This is a genomic window from Pseudomonas sp. IT-P395 (assembly GCF_949767675.1).
Taxonomy (GTDB): Bacteria; Pseudomonadota; Gammaproteobacteria; order Pseudomonadales; family Pseudomonadaceae; genus Aquipseudomonas.
The window spans coordinates 587,406-604,237 of sequence record NZ_CATKPW010000022.1; the positions used below are offsets into that span (position 1 = coordinate 587,406).

Consider the following 16,832-nt stretch of genomic DNA (forward strand, 5'->3'; position numbering starts at 1 on the left):
GGAAGGGGCGCCGCCTATTCAGACCGGTCGATTAACCGGCGATCTCTGCCGTACGTTGCCACAGCGCGTAGTAAACCCGGCCGGATTTCTGTTCGCGGTGCAGGCGCCAGTTGCCCGGCAGGCCCAGCGTCGATGGCGCCGTTTCGCTTTCAGTGTAGATCCACGAGTCCGGCGCCAGCCACTGACGCTCTTCGAGCAAGGTGCAGACGGCAGGCAGCAGGTTCTGGTTGAACGGCGGATCGAGGAACACCAGGTCGTACGCGCTGGCGGTCTGGGTTTCCAGATAACGCAGGGCGTCGGCAGTCTGCACCTGGCCGTTGGCGCAGCGCAGGGTACCGAGGTGTTCTTTCAGGCTGGACACCGCAATGTTGCTGGCATCCAGTGCCTGGCCCATGGCCGCGCCACGGGACAGCGCTTCGAGAAACAGCGCGCCGCTGCCGGCGAACGGATCGAGTACCTTGGCCCCTTCAACATACGGCGCGAGCCAGTTGAACAGGGTTTCACGCACGCGGTCCGGCGTCGGGCGCAGGCCCGGCGCATCGGGGAAGCTCAGCTTGCGGCTGCGCCATTGGCCGCCAATGATGCGCAACTGGTTCACACCGTTGTGGACGTTGTGCGCAGGCTTTTTAGGGGAACGAGTTGCCATTAATGCTCCGGAACCCCGAGCGGTTGCTCGGCAGGTTTATCAGATGGGGCCGGTAACGGCTTTTGCGGCACGGTCGGGCCAGCGGTGACGATGACCATTTTGTCCGTGCTCAGGTGTTTGTTCAGGGCGTCGCGGACTTGTTCCACGGTCAGGCTTTGCGACTGACGCATGAAATCGTCCAGATAGCTCAGCGGCAGATTATAGAAGCCCATCGCGCCAAGTTGGCCGACGATATCGGCATTGCTCGCGGTGGACAGCGGGAAGCTGCCGGCCAGTTCGCGTTTGGCGTCATCGAGCTCTTTCTGCGTCGGCCCGGTTTTCAGATAGTCGGCGAGCACGTCCTGCACCAGTTTCAGGGTGCCTTCGCTCATTTCTGCGCGGGTCTGCAGGTTGATCATGAACGGGCCACGTGCCTGCATCGGACTGAATGCCGAGTACACGCCGTAGGTCAGGCCGCGTTTCTCACGCACTTCGCTCATCAGGCGCGTGCCGAAACCGCCACCACCGAGGATCTGGTTGCCCATCGACAGCGCAGCGTAATCCGGATCGTCACGGTCGATGCCCAGTTGCGCGAGCATCAGGTTGGTTTGCTTCGACGGGAACTCGATGTGGTTGACGCTGGCTTTCGGTTCCTGCGGCTGAGCGATTTTCGCCAGCGCCGGGCCTTTGGGCAGGGCCGAGGAGACCTGGTTGGCAATCACCTCGGCCTCCGCGCGCGACAGATCACCGACCAGCGCGATGACCACGTTGCCAGCGGCGTAGGCCTTGGCGTGGAACTCACGCAACTGCGCAAGGGTAATCTTCGGCACGCTCTGTGGGTTACCGTCGCTCGAATGCGCGTACGGGTGGTCGCCATAAAGACGCTTCATCAGCTCAAGGCTGGCGAGTTTGCCGGGGTTCTGTTTCTGGTATTCGAAACCGGCGAGCATCTGGTTCTTGATACGCGCGAAGGAGTCGGCCGGGAAGGTCGGTTTACCGACCACTTCCGAGAACAGCTTCAAGGCCGGTTCGCGTTTGTCGGCAGCACTCAGGCTGCGCAGCGAGGCCAACGCCATGTCCTTGAACGCACCGTTGCCGAAATCCGCCCCCAGACCTTCAAAGCCCTGAGCGATGGCGCCGACGTCTTTACCGGTAACACCTTCGTTGAGCATCGCGTTGGTCAGTACCGCCAAACCCGATGCGCTGCCGTCCTGGCTGCTGCCGGCGGCGAAGATCAGGCGCATGTCGAACATCGGTAGCTCATGGGCTTCGACGAACAGCACTTTGGCGCCTGCGGCGGTGTTCCAGGTTTGCACGTCGAGTTTGCGGCTGGCCGGGGCCTTGCCGTCGAGTTCGGCCAGCGATTGCAGCTTCTGGCTGGACTTGGCGTTGTCGAGGGCTTCGCTGGCATTGCTGTCAGCGCCCGGCGACAGGTAGAACGCGGCAGAGCCAATCACCGCCACGGCGATCAGGCCGAGCAGCAGGCGTGGGGATTTGCGCTTACTCATGAGTCGTCTCCAGTGGCAGGACGTGGGCGACGCTGAGACGTTCGCGGGTGAAATACAGCTTGGCGGCGTTCTGGATGTCTTGCGGGGTCACGCTTTCCAGATCGGCGAGTTCGGTGTCCATCAGTTTCCACGACAGGCCTACGGTCTCGAGTTGACCGATGGCGGTGGCCTGGCTGGTGATCGAATCACGTTCGAACACCAGACCGGCGATCACTTGTGCACGTACGCGCTCGAGTTCTTCGGCGGACGGCGCGGTGGTTTTCAGCTGCTCCAGCAACTTCCACAGACCGGCCTCGGCTTGCGCCATGGTCTTTTTCTTCTGCGTGTTCGGCGTTGCCGAGAGGGTGAACAGGCTGTCGCCACGGGTGTAGGCGTCGTAGCTCGACGAACCGCCGGAGACCAGTTCTTCGCCGCGCTCCAGTTGCGTCGGGATGCGGCCGCTGTAACCGCCGTCGAGCAGGGCCGAGATCAGGCGCAAAGCGTTGACCGAGCGTTTGTCATCAGCCGTCGCAATGCTTGGCACGTTGAAACCGAGCATCAAGCTAGGCAACTGAGTCTGCACGTGCAGGGTGATCTGGCGTTCGCCGGGCTCGGCCAGTTCCAGTGGTTTTTTCGCCGGTGGCACGTCGCGCTTGGCGATCGGGCCGAAATAGCGCTGGGCGAGGGTTTTCACTTCGTCCGGGGTCACGTCGCCGACCACCACCAGTGTGGCGTTGTTCGGCACGTACCAGGATTGGTACCAGTGGCGCAGCTCTTCGACCTTCATGCGGTCGAGGTCGGCCATCCAGCCAATGGTCGGCGTGTGGTAGCCGCTGGCCGGGTAGGCCATGGCCTTGTAGCGCTCGTAGGCTTTGGACATCGGCTTGTCATCGGTGCGCAAGCGGCGCTCTTCCTTGATGACTTCGATTTCCTTGGCGAACTCGTCGGCCGGCAGGCGCAGATTGGCCATGCGGTCCGCTTCCAGTTCGAAGGCTACGCCCAGACGGTCGCGCGCCAACACTTGGTAATAAGCGGTGAAGTCGTCGCTGGTGAAAGCGTTCTCTTCGGCGCCCAAGTCGCGCAGGATCAAAGAGGCTTCGCCGGGACCGACTTTCTCGCTGCCCTTGAACATCATGTGTTCAAGCGCGTGGGACAAACCGGTCTGGCCCGGGGTTTCGTAGCTGGAGCCGACCTTGTACCAGACCTGCGAGACCACCACGGGCGCGCGATGGTCTTCGCGCACGACGACCTTGAGGCCGTTGTCGAGGGTGAATTCGTGGGTCGGTTGCGGGTCGGCCGCCAGGGCCGAAAGGGGCAGGCAGACTGTGCTGAGCAGCAGGCCTGCAGCGCGGCGGGCTAGAGCATTCATTCGTTTTTTAACCTGTTGGGCTGCCCGCTTGGTCTTAGCCTAGGCGGGCGAGGAGGTGCTAGGATACTGATCCGTTTTACTGGCGGCCACGCCTATCAAGCCACTGATCGGTCGATAGGTTGTATGGGTTCCCGGAAGAAGCTTTGAGTTTGTCAGCTAAACTCTGCGTTTTCGCCGACGATGCCGTTCCAGTCCTTCGTATTAATCGACCTTTGAGGTGCCTGTGGCGCCTCGACAAAATGTTGCGCGTGAACAAGCTGGATGAAACACAGTCTGTTCTGCATCGAATATTTATTTGCCGGGGCGCCCTTATGGCGCGTCGCTACCGTGAGATAGCCGTCCTCCATGTTTGGTTCCAACGACGACAAGAAGACCCCAGCTGCGGCTGGCGAGAAGAAAAGCCTGTTCGGATGGCTGCGTAAGAAACCGCAGGAACCCGTCGTCGAACAGCCGCCCGCGATTCCTGAGCCTGCACCGGAACCTGCTCCGGTTATAGAAGAAGAGCCGGCACCGATCGTTCTGCCGATTGCCGAGCCGGTGCTGCAACCGGTCGAGCCAGAACCCGAGCCTGAAGCGCCTGTAGCGGCGGAATTGCCGCTGACCCCGGCGGCTGAGCCATGGCTGACTTTGCCAGTGGCGGAAGAGCCAGTGGCATTGGTTGAAGAGGCAGCGCCGCACATCACCCCAGACATTCCTGCGCCTGCTGCATTCGTTGCAGAGGTTGCTCCGGCGCCGGTGGTTGAGCCGGTAGTTGAGCCTGCGCCGGTTGTTGTCGAGCCTGTTGCGCCCGTGTTTGTTGCGCCAGTTGTCCAAGAGCCCGAGCCTGCACCTGCACCTGCACCTGCACCTGCACCTGCACCTGCACCTGCACCTGCACCGGTTGTCGCTGCTCCTGTTACTCCAGTCGAAGTGGTTGCCGAGGCCCCGGTCGAAGCCCCGCGCACCGAAGAAACCAAAGCCGGTTTCTTCGCCCGCCTCAAGCAAGGTTTGTCGAAAACCAGCGCCAGCATCGGCGAGGGCATGGCCAGCCTGTTCCTCGGCCGCAAAACCATCGATGACGATCTGCTCGATGACCTCGAAACCCGTCTGCTCACCGCCGACGTGGGTGTCGAAGCCACCACGCAGATTATCCAGCGCCTGACACAGAAGGTCGCGCGCAAAGAGCTGGCCGACGCCGACGCGCTGTACAAATCCCTGCAGGCCGAACTGGCCGCGATGCTCAAACCGGTCGAACAACCGCTGAAAATCGCCTCGCAGAACAAGCCTTTCGTGATTCTGGTAGTCGGCGTCAACGGCGCCGGCAAAACCACCACCATCGGCAAACTGGCGAAGAAGCTGCAACTGGAAGGCAAGAAAGTCATGCTTGCCGCCGGTGACACCTTCCGCGCCGCCGCTGTGGAACAATTGCAGGTCTGGGGCGAGCGCAACAAGATTCCGGTGATCGCCCAGCACACCGGCGCCGACTCGGCTTCGGTGATCTTCGACGCCGTGCAGGCTGCCAAGGCCCGCGGCATCGACGTTTTGATCGCTGACACCGCCGGTCGTCTGCACACCAAAGACAACCTGATGGAAGAGCTGAAGAAGGTTCGCCGTGTGATTGGCAAGCTCGACGCTGACGCGCCGCACGAAGTGCTGCTGGTGCTCGACGCCGGTACTGGCCAGAACGCCATCAATCAGGCCAAGCAATTCAACCAGACCGTCGAACTGACCGGCCTGGCGCTGACCAAGCTCGACGGTACCGCCAAGGGCGGGGTGATCTTCGCCCTCGCCAAGCAGTTTGGCCTGCCGATCCGCTACATCGGCGTCGGTGAAGGCATCGACGATTTGCGTACCTTTGAAGCCGAACCCTTTGTCCAGGCACTGTTTGCCGAGCGGGAGCGTTCATGATTCGTTTCGAACAGGTCGGTAAACGCTACCCGAACGGTCACGTCGGCTTGCATGAGCTGAGCTTTCGAGTCCGTCGTGGCGAGTTCTTGTTTGTCACCGGCCACTCCGGTGCCGGTAAATCCACGTTGTTGCGCCTGTTGCTGGCGATGGAACGTCCGACCAGTGGCAAACTGCTGCTGGCCGGCCAAGACCTGAGCACCATCAGCAACGCGCAGATTCCGTTCCTGCGCCGGCAGATCGGTGTGGTATTCCAGAATCACCAGTTGCTGTTCGATCGCACGGTGTTCAACAACGTCGCCTTGCCGCTGCAGATTCTTGGCTTGTCCAAGGCCGAAATCGCCAAGCGTGTCGATTCGGCGCTGGAACGCGTGGCGCTGTCGGATAAAACCGATCTGTACCCGGGCGACCTGTCCACCGGTCAGCAACAGCGCGTCGGCATTGCCCGCGCCATCGTGCACCGCCCGGCCTTGCTGCTGGCGGACGAACCGACCGGTAACCTCGACCCGCGTCTGGCGGCGGAAATCATGGGCGTGTTCGAAGACATCAACCGTCTGGGCACCAGCGTGCTGATCGCCAGTCACGACCTGGCGCTGATCGCGCGCATGCGTCACCGCATGTTGACCCTGCAACGTGGCCGATTGATCGGCGACGGGGAGGCCGGGGTATGAGTGCAACACGCAGTCCGAAGGTTTCCGAGCGCGTGGCCCCGAAAGCCGCCGATCCGCAGCCGCCGAAAAAGAAAAAGCACGACGAAGACGACGGTCCGGACTTCGCCACGTTGTTCCGTGCGTGGGTCGAAAGCCATCGTGCCAGCCTGCTCGACAGCCTGCGTCGCCTCGGCAAGCAGCCGATTGGCAGTTTCTTCACCTGCATGGTGATGGCCGTGGCGCTGAGCCTGCCGATGGGGCTTTCGCTGTTGCTTAACAACGTCGAGCGTCTTGGCGGTTCGTGGCAGCGAGCGGCGCAGATTTCGCTGTATCTGCAACTCGACGCCAGCCCGGAACAGGGCGAGTCGCTGCGCGAACAGATCAAAGGCATGCCCGGCGTAGCTGATGCTGAATATGTCGGCCGTGATCAGGCGCTGGAAGAGTTCCAGCAACAGTCCGGACTGGGTGAAGCCCTGCGCGAGCTGCCGGAGAACCCGTTGCCGGGCGTGGTACTGGTCACTCCGAATGAAGTCGACAAGCCAACCCTGGAAGCATTAAGACAAAAACTTTCCGAGCTGCCCAAGGTACAACAGGCGCAACTTGATCTAGTCTGGGTCGAGCGTCTGGCCGCCATCCTCAAGCTTGGCGATCGTTTTGTCTTCGGTCTGACAGTGCTGCTGGTTTCTGCATTACTTTTGGTGATAGGCAATACCATTCGTCTTCATATTGAAAACCGCCGCACCGAGATAGAAGTGATTAAACTCGTCGGCGGCACTGACAGTTATGTGCGTCGCCCTTTCCTTTATATGGGCGCGTTGTATGGCTTCGGTGCGGGGCTACTGTCCTGGGGCGTATTGGCGTTTGGCCTGAACTGGCTGAACGATGCGGTGGTTGGGTTGGCCGGCTTGTACGGCAGTGATTTCGCGCTGGCCGGAGTGCCAGTTGCCGACGGTCTGTCGCTCTTGCTTGGCGCGGTGCTGTTGGGTTATATCGGTGCATGGATTGCAGTCGCACGTCATCTCAGGGAGTTGGCGCCGAAGTAGAATCTTTTTTGCGCGTGATTGGCCTCGCGGTTTTTTTGGGAACTTGTACTTGAATTCCCGGTCAATTTTTCGCAGTGCCGAGAGGCACGAGTATGTAAGTGGGAGGTTTTTTCGTATGACCAATTCTTTGCAACCTGCGTATGCGTTGGTTCCGGGTGCGAACCTGGAAGCTTACGTGCACACCGTCAACAGCATTCCATTGCTGACGCCGGAGCAGGAGCGTGAACTGGCCGAGAGTCTCTACTATGAGCAGGATTTGGGGGCGGCTCGGCAGATGGTGCTCGCCCACCTGCGTTTTGTCGTACATATCGCCCGTAGCTACTCCGGCTACGGTCTGGCTCAGGCTGACCTGATCCAGGAAGGTAACGTTGGCCTGATGAAGGCCGTAAAGCGCTTCAACCCGGAAATGGGTGTGCGTCTGGTGTCGTTCGCCGTGCACTGGATCAAGGCGGAAATTCACGAGTTCATCCTGCGCAACTGGCGCATTGTGAAAGTCGCGACCACCAAGGCCCAGCGCAAGCTGTTCTTCAACCTGCGCAGCCAGAAGAAACGTCTGGCGTGGCTGAACAACGAGGAAGTCCACCGTGTGGCGGAAAGCCTCGGCGTTGAACCGCGGGAAGTGCGCGAGATGGAAAGTCGCCTGACCGGCCATGACATGGCCTTCGACCCGGCCGCGGAAGCGGACGACGACAGTGCTTTCCAGTCGCCGGCCAACTATCTGGAAGACCACCGGTACGACCCGGCGCGTCAACTGGAAGATGCCGACTGGAGCGACAACTCCAACAGCAACCTGCACGAAGCGCTGGAAGTGCTGGACGAACGCAGCCGTGACATCCTCTACCAGCGCTGGCTGGCAGAAGAGAAAGCCACGCTGCACGACCTGGCGCAGAAGTACAACGTGTCGGCCGAGCGGATCCGTCAGCTCGAGAAGAGCGCGATGAACAAGCTCAAGTTGTCGATCGCCGCATAACCGGCGAGCAGGCAATAAAAAACGCCCCGATCAGCGATGATCGGGGCGTTTTTTTATGCGCATATATCAGGGCAGCATCAATCCCTGTGGGAGCTGGCTTGCCAGCGATGGCGTCGGGTCAGTCATGTAGATGGTGGCTGAACTACCGCTATCGCGGGCAAGCCCGCTCCCACAGGGATCTTTAGGGTTTGGAAGAATCTTGACTGGCTATCGAGACCACGGTGCGCGGCGCGAATCGTTGAGCCCCAACAGATAACTATCCCCACCCAACTGACTCATCTGCTGCCGAATCCACCCGGCCCGGCGCGACACATAAGCGGTCGGATGACTTGCACTCCAGACACGCGGATTGGGCAGTACAGCTGCCAGATAACTAGCCTGCTGCCGCGACAACGACTTCGCGCTCACGCCAAAGTGATGGCGGGCCGCAGCTTCGGCGCCAAACACCCCGTCATCCCACTCGACGCTGTTCAGGTACACCTCAAGAATCCGCTGCTTGGGCCAGAACACCTCGATCAGCGCGGTAAACCAGGCCTCCAGGCCTTTACGCAGATAGCTGCGGCCGGCCCACAGAAACAGGTTCTTCGACACTTGCTGGCTCAAGGTGCTGGCGCCGCGAATCGAGCCGCCGAGTTCGTTGTGCGCCAGTGCGGCCTGGATCGCACTGAAGTCAAAACCCCAATGCTCGGGAAACTTCTGATCCTCACCGGCCATGACCGCCACTTTGAGATCGTCGGAGATCTCGTCCCACGGCTTCCATGTGCGCTGCAGGTCAATCGGCTCACCGTCGACCCAGGATTCGACCTTGCGCTCGACCATCAACGCCGTTCCCGGCGGCGGCACGAAGCGAAACACCAGCACCAGCAAGACGCTGCCACCGGCGAACCAGAGCAGGGCCTTCGTGAGACGACGGAAAATAGTACGCAGCATAGAGATGGCTTGGCCGAACCGGTGGAGCGGGCCATTATACAGACCCTGCCGATCGCGTCTGACTGGAGTTCCCAATGCTGCGTGGCTTTTTGATGCTGGCCGCTTTTTTCGGTTTCACCGGTGTTGCGTTGGGCGCATTCGCCGCCCATGGCCTGAAAAGCCGACTGACGCCTGAATATCTGTCTATTTTCCACACCGGCGTCACTTATCAACTGGTGCACACCCTGGCACTGTTCGGAGTGGCGCTGTTGGCCACGCAGATTCAGGGGCGGCTGGTCGCTTGGGCCGGCGTGTCGTTCACCGTGGGCATTCTGCTGTTCTCCGGTAGCCTGTACGTGCTGACCATCACCGGTATCAGCAAACTCGGCATCATCACTCCGTTCGGCGGTCTGGCATTTCTGGCCGGTTGGGTTTGCCTGGGCCTCGCCGCCTGGCGCCTGCAACCAACCGCTTGACGCTTGGTGCTGACCTTTAGGTCATGATCGGGCTAGAATGCCTGCCCCTAAAAATGATGGCGGCGTTGCGCATGCGCATTCAGTTGAACGGTGAATCCCTTGAACTGCCCGACGGCGAGACTGTTGCGGCCCTGATCACCCGTCTGGAACTGACCGGACGCCGGGTGGCAGTCGAACTCAATCTGGATATCGTCCCGCGCAGCCAGCATGCCGACACCACGCTCAATGACGGTGACAACGTCGAAGTGGTGCACGCCATCGGCGGCGGCTGATCGCCCGCCCCGCGAGGGCACAGAATTCTGCAAGACCCTCACCCTTAAAGAGGATTCCCCATGAGCATCGTTCGTAGCGACAAGCCTTTTGTTCTGGCCGGTCGTACTTACCAGTCGCGTTTGCTGGTCGGTACCGGCAAGTACCGTGACATGGAAGAAACCCGTCAGGCCATCGAAGCCTCGGGTGCCGAGATCGTCACCTTCGCCGTACGCCGCACTAACCTGGGCCAGATCGAAGGCGAGCCGAACCTGCTCGACGTGCTATCGCCGGAGCGCTACACCTTCCTGCCGAACACTGCGGGCTGCTACGACGCCATCGAAGCTGTGCGCACCTGCCGCCTGGCCCGTGAGCTGCTCGATGGTCACAACCTGGTGAAGCTGGAAGTACTGGCTGACCAGAAAACCCTGTTTCCTAACGTGATCGAAACCCTCAAGGCCGCGGAAACGCTGGTCAAGGAAGGTTTCGACGTGATGGTGTACACCAGCGATGACCCGATCATCGCCCGTCAACTGGCAGAAATCGGCTGCATCGCGGTCATGCCGCTGGCCGGTCTGATCGGTTCCGGTCTGGGGATCTGCAACCCGTACAACCTGCAGATCATCCTCGAAGAAGCCAAGATTCCTGTGTTGGTCGATGCCGGTGTCGGTACTGCCTCCGACGCGACCATCGCCATGGAACTGGGTTGCGATGCGGTGCTGATGAACTCGGCCATCGCCCACGCCCAGCAACCGGTGATGATGGCTGAAGCCATGAAACACGCCATCGTTGCAGGCCGTCTGGCCTACCTCGCTGGCCGTATGCCGAAAAAACTCTATGCCAGCGCCTCTTCGCCGCTGGATGGTCTGATCAAGTAAGAGCCATTGATGACTGAATCGAACGACACGCCTATCCAGACGGAAGAAGGCGACGAGCGCCAACACCGCCGCATCAAGAGTTTCGTGATGCGCGCCGGGCGCATGACCGAAGGCCAGCAACGCGGTCTGGATCAGGGCGCGCCGCTGTACGTGCTGCCGTTGGCGGACGCGCCGGTGGATTACGATCAAGTGTTCGGCCGTTCGGCACCGCGCTCGCTGGAGATCGGTTTCGGCATGGGCCACTCGCTGCTGGAAATGGCCGCGGCGGCGCCGGAGCAGGATTTCATCGGTGTTGAAGTGCACCGTCCGGGTGTTGGCGCGCTGCTCAATGGCGTGCTGACCCAGGGTCTGACCAACCTGCGCGTCTACGATTGCGACGCGATCGAGGTGCTCAACCGCTGCATCGCCGACAATAGCCTCGACCGCCTGATGCTGTTCTTCCCGGATCCGTGGCACAAGAGCCGTCACCACAAGCGTCGTATCGTTCAGGCCTCGTTCGCTGAACTGGTGCGCAGCAAGTTGAAGGTTGGCGGCATTCTGCACATGGCCACCGACTGGGAGCCGTACGCCGAATACATGCTGGAAGTGATGAACGTCGCCCCGGGTTATCGCAACCTCGCCGAAGACGGCAAATGCGTACCGCGCCCGGCCGAACGCCCGATCACCAAGTTCGAACGCCGCGGCGAACGTCTTGGCCATGGCGTCTGGGACCTGAAGTTCGAAAAACTCGCCTAAGCATCACGCAATGATCGTTCCCACGCGGAGCATGGGAACGATCAAAAGCGGCCGAAAGATCAGCGGCGGTCGGCGACTACGCCGATGAGGACAAGGACTACCAGCAGCACTGGCGCCAGGCTGTAGTTGTTGAACTGGCTCAAACCCTTGATAACCCACGGCGTGGCGTAAATCAGCGCTGCACCGCTGCCGATCACGCACAGCAGCGCCATCAGCGGTACTCGCAGGGCGCCGGCGATGCTGCCCAGGCGTTGCTCGACCCAGCCTTTGAAGTCGGCGCCGAACAGCACCAGCAGGCAGCCGACCAGCGCCAGGGCGATTTCCGAGAGGTTGCTGCGGCTCCAGCGGGAGACGGTGGCGAGCAGGTCGAGTATCAAATCCATGCGTTTTCCCTTAGGACAGAAGTTGAGGGCTGGGCTCAGTTCAGAAATTGTTGCAGCAAGTCGTTGAGAAACAGTTGTCCGCGCTCGGTGGCCGCCAGACGTGACGGTTCGACCTGCAACAGACCGCTTTGTTCTGCCGCGGCCCGGCCTTCGGCGAGGCTTTCCAGCGACAGCCCGGTGCGCTCCGGATACAGGCGCGATTCGACGCCAGCGGTCAGGCGCAAAGCGTTCATCAGAAACTCGAACGGCATCTCGTCATTGGTCAGGGCTTTTTCGCCAGCCTGGAAGCTTTTTGCCGGGTTGAGATAGTCCTTCGGCAGACGGGTCTTCCAGGTACGCACGATGCGTCCGTCGGGATGACTCAACTTGCCGTGCGCACCCGCGCCGATGCCGATGAAGTCGCCGAAGCTCCAGTAATTGAGGTTATGCCGCGCTGGCCGACCGGCCTGGGCATAAGCCGAGACTTCGTACTGCGCGTAACCGTGCTCGGCCAAAAGCGCCTGCCCGGCTTCCTGAATGTCCCACAGCGTGTCGTCCTCCGGCAGCACCGGCGGCTGGTTCCAGAACACGGTGTTCGGTTCCAATGTCAGTTGATACCAGGAGATGTGCGTCGGATTCAGTTCGATAGCCTGGCGCAAATCGCTCAAGGCATCGTCTAGCGACTGATCCGGCAAGCCGTGCATCAAGTCGAGGTTGAAGTTATCGAACCCGGCCTGACGCGCCATGCCGGCAGCACGCACCGCTTCGTCACCGTTGTGAATCCGGCCCAGCGCCTTGAGCTTTTCCTGCTGGAAACTCTGGATGCCAATCGACAGGCGATTGATCCCCAGCTTGCGGTACGCGACGAACTTCTCTTGCTCGAAGGTGCCGGGATTGGCTTCCAGAGTGATTTCGATGTCATGAGCAAATGGAATGCGCTGCTCGACGCCTTCCAGCAGTCGCCCGAGGGCTTCGGCGCTGAACAGGCTCGGCGTGCCGCCACCGAAAAAGATCGAACTGATTTCACGCCCGTACACGGCGTGCAGATCCTGATCGAGATCGGCCAGCAAGGCGTCGACGTATTCCTGCTCCGGCAACACCGGGCTGGCGGTGTGCGAGTTGAAGTCGCAATACGGACATTTGCGCACACACCACGGGATGTGGATGTACAGCGCCAGGGGCGGCAGCGTCGGCAGCGGCGCCCGAGGCGAAGAGGCGGCGCCGCCGACAATCAGCGACGACGCGGAAGAATCACCGGTCATTTCAAGCCCAGACGCTGGCGCAGCAGATCCATTGCACGGGCGCGGTGGCTGATCTGGTTCTTGTCGGCCGGGCTCAATTCGGCGCTGGAGACGTCACGCTCCGGCACCCAGAACAGCGGGTCATAACCGAAACCGTGTTCGCCGCTGGCAGCGGTGAGGATGCGCCCGTGCCACAAGCCTTCGCAGAGGATCGGCAACGGATCATCGGCGTGACGTACCAGCGCCAGTACGCAAACGAACTGCGCGCCGCGCTCGGCTTGCGGCACGTCCTTCAGCGCATCGAGCAGTTTGGCGTTGTTCGCCGCATCGCCCTTGCCATCGGCATAGCGCGCCGAATAGATGCCCGGTGCACCGCCAAGGAAATCCACCGCCAGCCCTGAGTCGTCGGCCAGCGCCGGCAGCCCGGAAATACGTGCGGCGTTGCGTGCCTTGAGGATCGCGTTCTCGACGAACGACAGACCGGTTTCTTCCGGCTCGACCTTGCTCCACTCGCCAATCGAGCGCAGTTGCACCGATTCGCCGAGCATGGCCTGGAGTTCTTTGAGTTTGCCGGTGTTATGGCTGGCCAGTACGAGCTGCTTGATGTTCATCATTCGCCGGGAAAGAGTTCTTGGTTGAAATTGATGGTGTTGATCTTGTCGCCGTTCTGCACCTTGATCTCAAAGGTGCGGGTTTCCTGCTGCTCAACCGGATACTGGGCGATGTAGTAGATCGCGCCCTGTTCGGTGATCTGGCGGAAATTCAGCGGCACGCTCTGGCTGGTCAGGTCTTTGACCGTGCCGGTGACGTTGGCGACCAGCGGTTTGCCGTCCTTGATCACCGAGACATTGATCACGCCCTGATTCTTGCTGCGCACCAGTTCCGCAGCCTTGGCGATGTCCGGCGTCAGAAACGTCGAGTTGAAAGTGTTGTAGTGCACCGTGACGTCGCCGAAGGTTTCCTTGCGTTCGCCCTTGATGACGTCGGCCGCCAGGGCGCTGGCGCTCAGGCAGGCAGTCAATAACAACAACGCTAAACGACCCATGATCGTGCTCCTCGAAATGACGGGATTCAGACCGCGACTTTGTGGTCTGCAAGCTGCGGGCTGCTGACGCGGTAGATACCGATCTCACCTAACAGATTAGGCCATAGCTTACTGGCCCACCCGTGACGGTGCTGTTGATCCACGGCAAGCCGATCAATGACCTTCGCATCACGTTCGCGGCAAAGTTCTTCAAAGTCTTCGAAGGTGCAGAAGTGAATGTTCGGTGTGTTGTACCAGGTGTACGGCAAAAACTCGGAGACCGGCATGCGCCCCTTGCTCGCCAGGTACCAGCGGCAGCGCCAGTGACCAAAATTCGGGAAGGTGATGATGCATTGGCGACCGACCCGGAGCATTTCGTCGAGGATCTTGTCCGGGTAGTGCACGGCTTGCAGGGCCTGGGTCATGACGACGATGTCGAAACTGTTGCTGGCAAAGTTGCCCAGCCCCTTGTCCAGATCCTGCTCGATAACGTTGACGCCTTTGGCCACGCACTGGGCAATGTTGTCAGCGTCGTTTTCCAGGCCATAACCGGTGACGTTCTTGTTGTCGCGCAGCCAGGTCAGCAGCTCGCCGTCACCGCAACCGAGGTCGAGGACGCGGCTGCCGGCGGGGATCCATTCCTGGATGATTTCCAGATCAGCTCTCATGGCTTTCTCACAACGTGATGCGGTTCATGTAATTGCCGAACGCCTGCAAGTAGCGCGGGATCGGAATCAGGAAGGCGTCGTGGCCCTGCGGTGCGTCGATTTCCAGATAACTGACGTCTTTGCGTGCCGCCATCAGCGCATCCACCAGTTCCCGCGAACGGGCAGGGGAGAAGCGCCAGTCGGTGGTGAACGACATCACGCAGAACTTGGCTGTGGCGTTCTCGAAGGTTTTCGCCAGGTTATCGTCGAAGTTCGCCGCCGGATCGAAGTAATCCAGTGCCTTGGTCATCAACAGATAGGTGTTGGCGTCGAAGCGTCCGGAGAACTCTTCGCCCTGATAACGCAGGTAGCTTTCGACCTGAAACTCGACGCTGTGGAAGTCGTAGTTGAGCTTCTCGCTCTTGAGGCCACGGCCGAATTTCTCGCCCATGGAATCGTCGGACAGATAAGTGATGTGCCCGACCATGCGCGCTAGCATTAGCCCGCGCTTGGGGATCACACCCGCTTCCTGGAACGAACCGCCGTGGAACTCCGGATCCGTGAGGATCGCCTGACGCGCGACTTCGTTGAAGGCAATGTTCTGCGCCGACAGCTTCGGTGCCGAGGCGATGGCCAGGCAGTGGCGCACGCGATCCGGGTAAGTGATGGTCCATTGCAGCGCCTGCATGCCGCCGAGGCTGCCGCCGATCACGGCTGCCCACTGGCCGATGCCGAGCAGATCAGCGAGACGCGCCTGGCTGTGCACCCAGTCTTCCACGGTGAGTACCGGGAAATCGGCACCAAATGGTTTGCCGGTCTCCGGGTTGATGCTGCTCGGGCCGGTGGAGCCGTTGCAGCCGCCAAGGTTGTTCAGGCTGACCACGAAGAACTTGTTGGTGTCGATCGGTTTGCCGGGGCCGATGCAACTGTCCCACCAACCGGGTTTGCGGTCGTCGACGCTGTGGTAGCCGGCGGCGTGATGATGGCCAGACAAGGCGTGGCAAATCAGCACGGCGTTGCTCGCTTGCGCGTTCAGCGTGCCGTAGGTTTCGTAGATCAGGTCATAGGCGGCCAGCGAGCGGCCACAGGCCAGCGCCAGCGGATCGCTGAAGTGCGCGGTTTGCGGCGTCACCAGACCAACAGAATCGGGGGGAAAGGCAGTTGGCATCGACCCTGCTCTCGTTGAAATGAGGCGTAAGTCTAAAGACCGGGGGGGTTAGCGGCAAGCGGCCCTCACCCTAGCCCTCTCCCAGAGGTAGAGGGGACCGACCGAGGTGTTCTTTTGAGCTACGCCGACCTGATCTATCCGGGCTGAACTCAGGTTCCGAAAACACCCTGGATCGGCTCCCTCTCCAGGGGGGGAGGGCTGGGGTGAGGGGCGCAGGCGCTGCAAAACTCAAGACAAGCGCCCAACCAACCCAGGCAAATCCGGCAACTTCTTCGGCGAGCAGATCTTCACCCGCTTTTGCCGGTTCAACTCACCACTGAGCAAACTGACCTGGCTCTTCGAAACGCCAAACGCCTTGGCCAGAAAACCCATCAGATAAGCATTGGCCTTGCCCTCGACCGGCGGCGCAGTCAGGCGAATCTTCAAGCGATCCCCATGCAGCCCGGCGAAGTCATCGCTACGGGCTGCCGGTTGCAGGTGACACTCGAGGATCAAGTCGTCACCGTCCCAACGGAACCAGCTCACATCAGCAAGCGCAGGATTTCCGGCATCATCGTCATCGCCGCCAGATTGTTGATCACCAGCATGTCGATCAGCTTCAACGCGAGGAAGGCGAAGATTGGCGACAGGTCCAGACCGCCAAGATTCGGCAGGAAGCGGCGGAACGGCGCCAGCGCCGGCTCGCAGATCTGGTTGACCAGTTCAGCACCCGGATTGTGGCTGCCCGGCGCGACCCACGAGAGGATCACGCTGATGATCAGGGCGAAGAAGAAGATCTTCAGGAACAGCGCGGTCACGCCGATCAGCGACCAGATAAACAGTTGCAGCGGGTTGCCGGTGGTGCCGTAAGTCAGCAGCAGGGTCAGCGCCATCAGCGCCAGTTGCACCAGAATCGCCAGCACCAGCGACGACATGTCCAGACCGAACAGGCTCGGGATAATCCGGCGCAGTGGTTTGAGCAGTGGCTGGGTCGCTTTGACGATGAACTGGCACAGCGGGTTGTAGAAGTTCGCCCGTACCAGTTGCAGCACGAAGCGCAGCAGCACGATCAGCAGGTACAGACTGCCGAGGGTTTGCAGCACGTAAACCGCTGCGGTGTTCAATCCAATCATGTA

General features: G+C 60.8%; 21 protein-coding genes. 8 read left to right on the top strand and 13 right to left on the bottom strand.

Going from position 1 to position 16,832, the window contains the following annotated elements:
* Window positions 1-31: 31 nt before the first annotated feature.
* The 4 genes from rsmD to ACM6IN_RS17980 all read right to left on the bottom strand — a co-directional run bounded on the left by rsmD (window position 32) and on the right by ACM6IN_RS17980 (window position 3,828).
* Entirely contained in the window at window positions 32-646 is a 615-nt protein-coding gene (gene rsmD, locus ACM6IN_RS17965) for a 16S rRNA (guanine(966)-N(2))-methyltransferase RsmD (RefSeq protein ID WP_414916456.1), read from the bottom strand.
* Window positions 646-2,133, bottom strand: a complete 1,488-nt coding sequence (locus ACM6IN_RS17970) for a M16 family metallopeptidase (RefSeq protein WP_414916457.1) — start codon at window positions 2,131-2,133, stop codon at window positions 646-648. Before ACM6IN_RS17970 ends, rsmD begins: the two co-directional genes overlap by 1 nt.
* Window positions 2,126-3,481 (bottom strand): M16 family metallopeptidase, encoded by a 1,356-nt coding sequence (locus ACM6IN_RS17975; RefSeq protein ID WP_414916458.1) that lies wholly within the window; start codon window positions 3,479-3,481, stop codon window positions 2,126-2,128. Before ACM6IN_RS17975 ends, ACM6IN_RS17970 begins: the two co-directional genes overlap by 8 nt.
* A gap of 152 nt (window positions 3,482-3,633) precedes the next feature.
* The gene (locus ACM6IN_RS17980; RefSeq protein ID WP_025112092.1) at window positions 3,634-3,828 is read right to left on the bottom strand and encodes a hypothetical protein; all 195 of its coding nucleotides are present in this window, start codon (window positions 3,826-3,828) and stop codon (window positions 3,634-3,636) included.
* On the opposite strand from ACM6IN_RS17980, the gene ftsY reads away from it, so the two are divergent.
* The 4 genes from ftsY (at window position 3,827) to rpoH (ending at window position 8,028) form a co-directional block, all read left to right on the top strand.
* Entirely contained in the window at window positions 3,827-5,368 is a 1,542-nt protein-coding gene (ftsY, locus tag ACM6IN_RS17985; protein WP_414916459.1) for a signal recognition particle-docking protein FtsY, read from the top strand. The genes ACM6IN_RS17980 and ftsY overlap by 2 nt on opposite strands.
* Complete coding sequence (gene ftsE / locus ACM6IN_RS17990; protein WP_003229148.1) at window positions 5,365-6,036, top strand: cell division ATP-binding protein FtsE; 672 nt, start codon at window positions 5,365-5,367, stop codon at window positions 6,034-6,036. Before ftsY ends, ftsE begins: the two co-directional genes overlap by 4 nt.
* Window positions 6,033-7,058 carry a permease-like cell division protein FtsX gene (gene ftsX / locus ACM6IN_RS17995; RefSeq protein WP_077574909.1) on the top strand — a complete coding sequence of 342 codons (1,026 nt, stop codon included), beginning with the start codon at window positions 6,033-6,035 and terminating at the stop codon, window positions 7,056-7,058. Before ftsE ends, ftsX begins: the two co-directional genes overlap by 4 nt.
* Before the next feature lie 115 nt (window positions 7,059-7,173).
* A complete protein-coding gene (gene rpoH / locus ACM6IN_RS18000; RefSeq protein ID WP_007913617.1) occupies window positions 7,174-8,028 on the top strand; it encodes an RNA polymerase sigma factor RpoH in 855 nt (284 codons plus the stop codon).
* A 207-nt stretch (window positions 8,029-8,235) separates the two neighbouring features.
* Here rpoH and mtgA read toward each other — a convergent pair whose 3' ends face one another.
* Window positions 8,236-8,958, bottom strand: a complete 723-nt coding sequence (mtgA, locus tag ACM6IN_RS18005; protein ID WP_007913618.1) for a monofunctional biosynthetic peptidoglycan transglycosylase — start codon at window positions 8,956-8,958, stop codon at window positions 8,236-8,238.
* Window positions 8,959-9,032: 74 nt separating this feature from the next.
* Between mtgA and ACM6IN_RS18010 the strand changes: the two genes are divergently transcribed.
* From ACM6IN_RS18010 to trmB, 4 genes are all read left to right on the top strand, one after another.
* Window positions 9,033-9,413, top strand: coding sequence for a DUF423 domain-containing protein (locus ACM6IN_RS18010; RefSeq protein ID WP_007950170.1), 381 nt, complete (start codon window positions 9,033-9,035; stop codon window positions 9,411-9,413).
* Between the two features lie 71 nt (window positions 9,414-9,484).
* Complete coding sequence (thiS, locus tag ACM6IN_RS18015; protein WP_122604433.1) at window positions 9,485-9,685, top strand: sulfur carrier protein ThiS; 201 nt, start codon at window positions 9,485-9,487, stop codon at window positions 9,683-9,685.
* Between the two features lie 60 nt (window positions 9,686-9,745).
* A complete protein-coding gene (locus ACM6IN_RS18020) occupies window positions 9,746-10,540 on the top strand; it encodes a thiazole synthase (protein WP_007913621.1) in 795 nt (264 codons plus the stop codon).
* A 9-nt stretch (window positions 10,541-10,549) separates the two neighbouring features.
* The gene (trmB, locus tag ACM6IN_RS18025; RefSeq protein WP_007913622.1) at window positions 10,550-11,275 is read left to right on the top strand and encodes a tRNA (guanosine(46)-N7)-methyltransferase TrmB; all 726 of its coding nucleotides are present in this window, start codon (window positions 10,550-10,552) and stop codon (window positions 11,273-11,275) included.
* Window positions 11,276-11,334: 59 nt separating this feature from the next.
* Here the strand turns inward: trmB and ACM6IN_RS18030 are convergent, their stop codons facing one another.
* The 8 genes from ACM6IN_RS18030 to ACM6IN_RS18065 form a co-directional block, all read right to left on the bottom strand.
* A complete protein-coding gene (locus tag ACM6IN_RS18030) occupies window positions 11,335-11,658 on the bottom strand; it encodes a DUF3392 domain-containing protein (RefSeq protein WP_007913629.1) in 324 nt (107 codons plus the stop codon).
* A gap of 35 nt (window positions 11,659-11,693) precedes the next feature.
* On the bottom strand, window positions 11,694-12,899 hold the full coding sequence (gene hemW, locus ACM6IN_RS18035) for a radical SAM family heme chaperone HemW (RefSeq protein ID WP_414916460.1): 1,206 nt from the start codon (window positions 12,897-12,899) through the stop codon (window positions 11,694-11,696).
* Window positions 12,896-13,492, bottom strand: coding sequence for an RdgB/HAM1 family non-canonical purine NTP pyrophosphatase (rdgB, locus tag ACM6IN_RS18040; protein ID WP_414916461.1), 597 nt, complete (start codon window positions 13,490-13,492; stop codon window positions 12,896-12,898). Before rdgB ends, hemW begins: the two co-directional genes overlap by 4 nt.
* Window positions 13,489-13,923 (bottom strand): DUF4426 domain-containing protein, encoded by a 435-nt coding sequence (locus ACM6IN_RS18045; RefSeq protein WP_414916462.1) that lies wholly within the window; start codon window positions 13,921-13,923, stop codon window positions 13,489-13,491. The genes rdgB and ACM6IN_RS18045 overlap by 4 nt, the downstream gene beginning before the upstream one ends.
* A 26-nt stretch (window positions 13,924-13,949) precedes the next feature.
* Complete coding sequence (gene metW / locus ACM6IN_RS18050) at window positions 13,950-14,570, bottom strand: methionine biosynthesis protein MetW (protein ID WP_007913638.1); 621 nt, start codon at window positions 14,568-14,570, stop codon at window positions 13,950-13,952.
* Window positions 14,571-14,577: 7 nt separating this feature from the next.
* Window positions 14,578-15,717: a homoserine O-succinyltransferase MetX gene (gene metX, locus ACM6IN_RS18055; protein WP_093429832.1), complete on the bottom strand. Its 1,140-nt coding sequence runs from the start codon at window positions 15,715-15,717 to the stop codon at window positions 14,578-14,580.
* 228 nt (window positions 15,718-15,945) lie between these two features.
* The gene (locus tag ACM6IN_RS18060) at window positions 15,946-16,242 is read right to left on the bottom strand and encodes a DUF167 domain-containing protein (RefSeq protein ID WP_007913642.1); all 297 of its coding nucleotides are present in this window, start codon (window positions 16,240-16,242) and stop codon (window positions 15,946-15,948) included.
* On the bottom strand, window positions 16,239-16,829 hold the full coding sequence (locus tag ACM6IN_RS18065) for a YggT family protein (protein ID WP_007913643.1): 591 nt from the start codon (window positions 16,827-16,829) through the stop codon (window positions 16,239-16,241). Before ACM6IN_RS18065 ends, ACM6IN_RS18060 begins: the two co-directional genes overlap by 4 nt.
* Window positions 16,830-16,832: the final 3 nt, after the last annotated feature.

Excerpts from the sequence above, each read along its gene's own strand:
- ACM6IN_RS17975 (WP_414916458.1), bottom strand. The coding sequence starts at position 3,481 with ATGAATGCTCTAGCCCGCCGCGCTGCAGGCCTGCTGCTCAGCACAGTC.
- ACM6IN_RS18010 (WP_007950170.1), top strand. The coding sequence starts at position 9,033 with ATGCTGCGTGGCTTTTTGATGCTGGCCGCTTTTTTCGGTTTCACCGGT.
- hemW (WP_414916460.1), bottom strand. The coding sequence starts at position 12,899 with ATGACCGGTGATTCTTCCGCGTCGTCGCTGATTGTCGGCGGCGCCGCC.
- ACM6IN_RS18045 (WP_414916462.1), bottom strand. The coding sequence starts at position 13,923 with ATGGGTCGTTTAGCGTTGTTGTTATTGACTGCCTGCCTGAGCGCCAGC.
- trmB (WP_007913622.1), top strand. The coding sequence starts at position 10,550 with ATGACTGAATCGAACGACACGCCTATCCAGACGGAAGAAGGCGACGAG.
- metW (WP_007913638.1), bottom strand. The coding sequence starts at position 14,570 with ATGAGAGCTGATCTGGAAATCATCCAGGAATGGATCCCCGCCGGCAGC.
- ACM6IN_RS17970 (WP_414916457.1), bottom strand. The coding sequence starts at position 2,133 with ATGAGTAAGCGCAAATCCCCACGCCTGCTGCTCGGCCTGATCGCCGTG.
- metX (WP_093429832.1), bottom strand. The coding sequence starts at position 15,717 with ATGCCAACTGCCTTTCCCCCCGATTCTGTTGGTCTGGTGACGCCGCAA.
- rdgB (WP_414916461.1), bottom strand. The coding sequence starts at position 13,492 with ATGATGAACATCAAGCAGCTCGTACTGGCCAGCCATAACACCGGCAAA.
- ACM6IN_RS18065 (WP_007913643.1), bottom strand. The coding sequence starts at position 16,829 with ATGATTGGATTGAACACCGCAGCGGTTTACGTGCTGCAAACCCTCGGC.
- rsmD (WP_414916456.1), bottom strand. The coding sequence starts at position 646 with ATGGCAACTCGTTCCCCTAAAAAGCCTGCGCACAACGTCCACAACGGT.
- ftsE (WP_003229148.1), top strand. The coding sequence starts at position 5,365 with ATGATTCGTTTCGAACAGGTCGGTAAACGCTACCCGAACGGTCACGTC.
- ftsX (WP_077574909.1), top strand. The coding sequence starts at position 6,033 with ATGAGTGCAACACGCAGTCCGAAGGTTTCCGAGCGCGTGGCCCCGAAA.
- ACM6IN_RS17980 (WP_025112092.1), bottom strand. The coding sequence starts at position 3,828 with ATGGAGGACGGCTATCTCACGGTAGCGACGCGCCATAAGGGCGCCCCG.
- mtgA (WP_007913618.1), bottom strand. The coding sequence starts at position 8,958 with ATGCTGCGTACTATTTTCCGTCGTCTCACGAAGGCCCTGCTCTGGTTC.
- ACM6IN_RS18020 (WP_007913621.1), top strand. The coding sequence starts at position 9,746 with ATGAGCATCGTTCGTAGCGACAAGCCTTTTGTTCTGGCCGGTCGTACT.
- rpoH (WP_007913617.1), top strand. The coding sequence starts at position 7,174 with ATGACCAATTCTTTGCAACCTGCGTATGCGTTGGTTCCGGGTGCGAAC.
- ACM6IN_RS18030 (WP_007913629.1), bottom strand. The coding sequence starts at position 11,658 with ATGGATTTGATACTCGACCTGCTCGCCACCGTCTCCCGCTGGAGCCGC.
- thiS (WP_122604433.1), top strand. The coding sequence starts at position 9,485 with ATGCGCATTCAGTTGAACGGTGAATCCCTTGAACTGCCCGACGGCGAG.
- ftsY (WP_414916459.1), top strand. The coding sequence starts at position 3,827 with ATGTTTGGTTCCAACGACGACAAGAAGACCCCAGCTGCGGCTGGCGAG.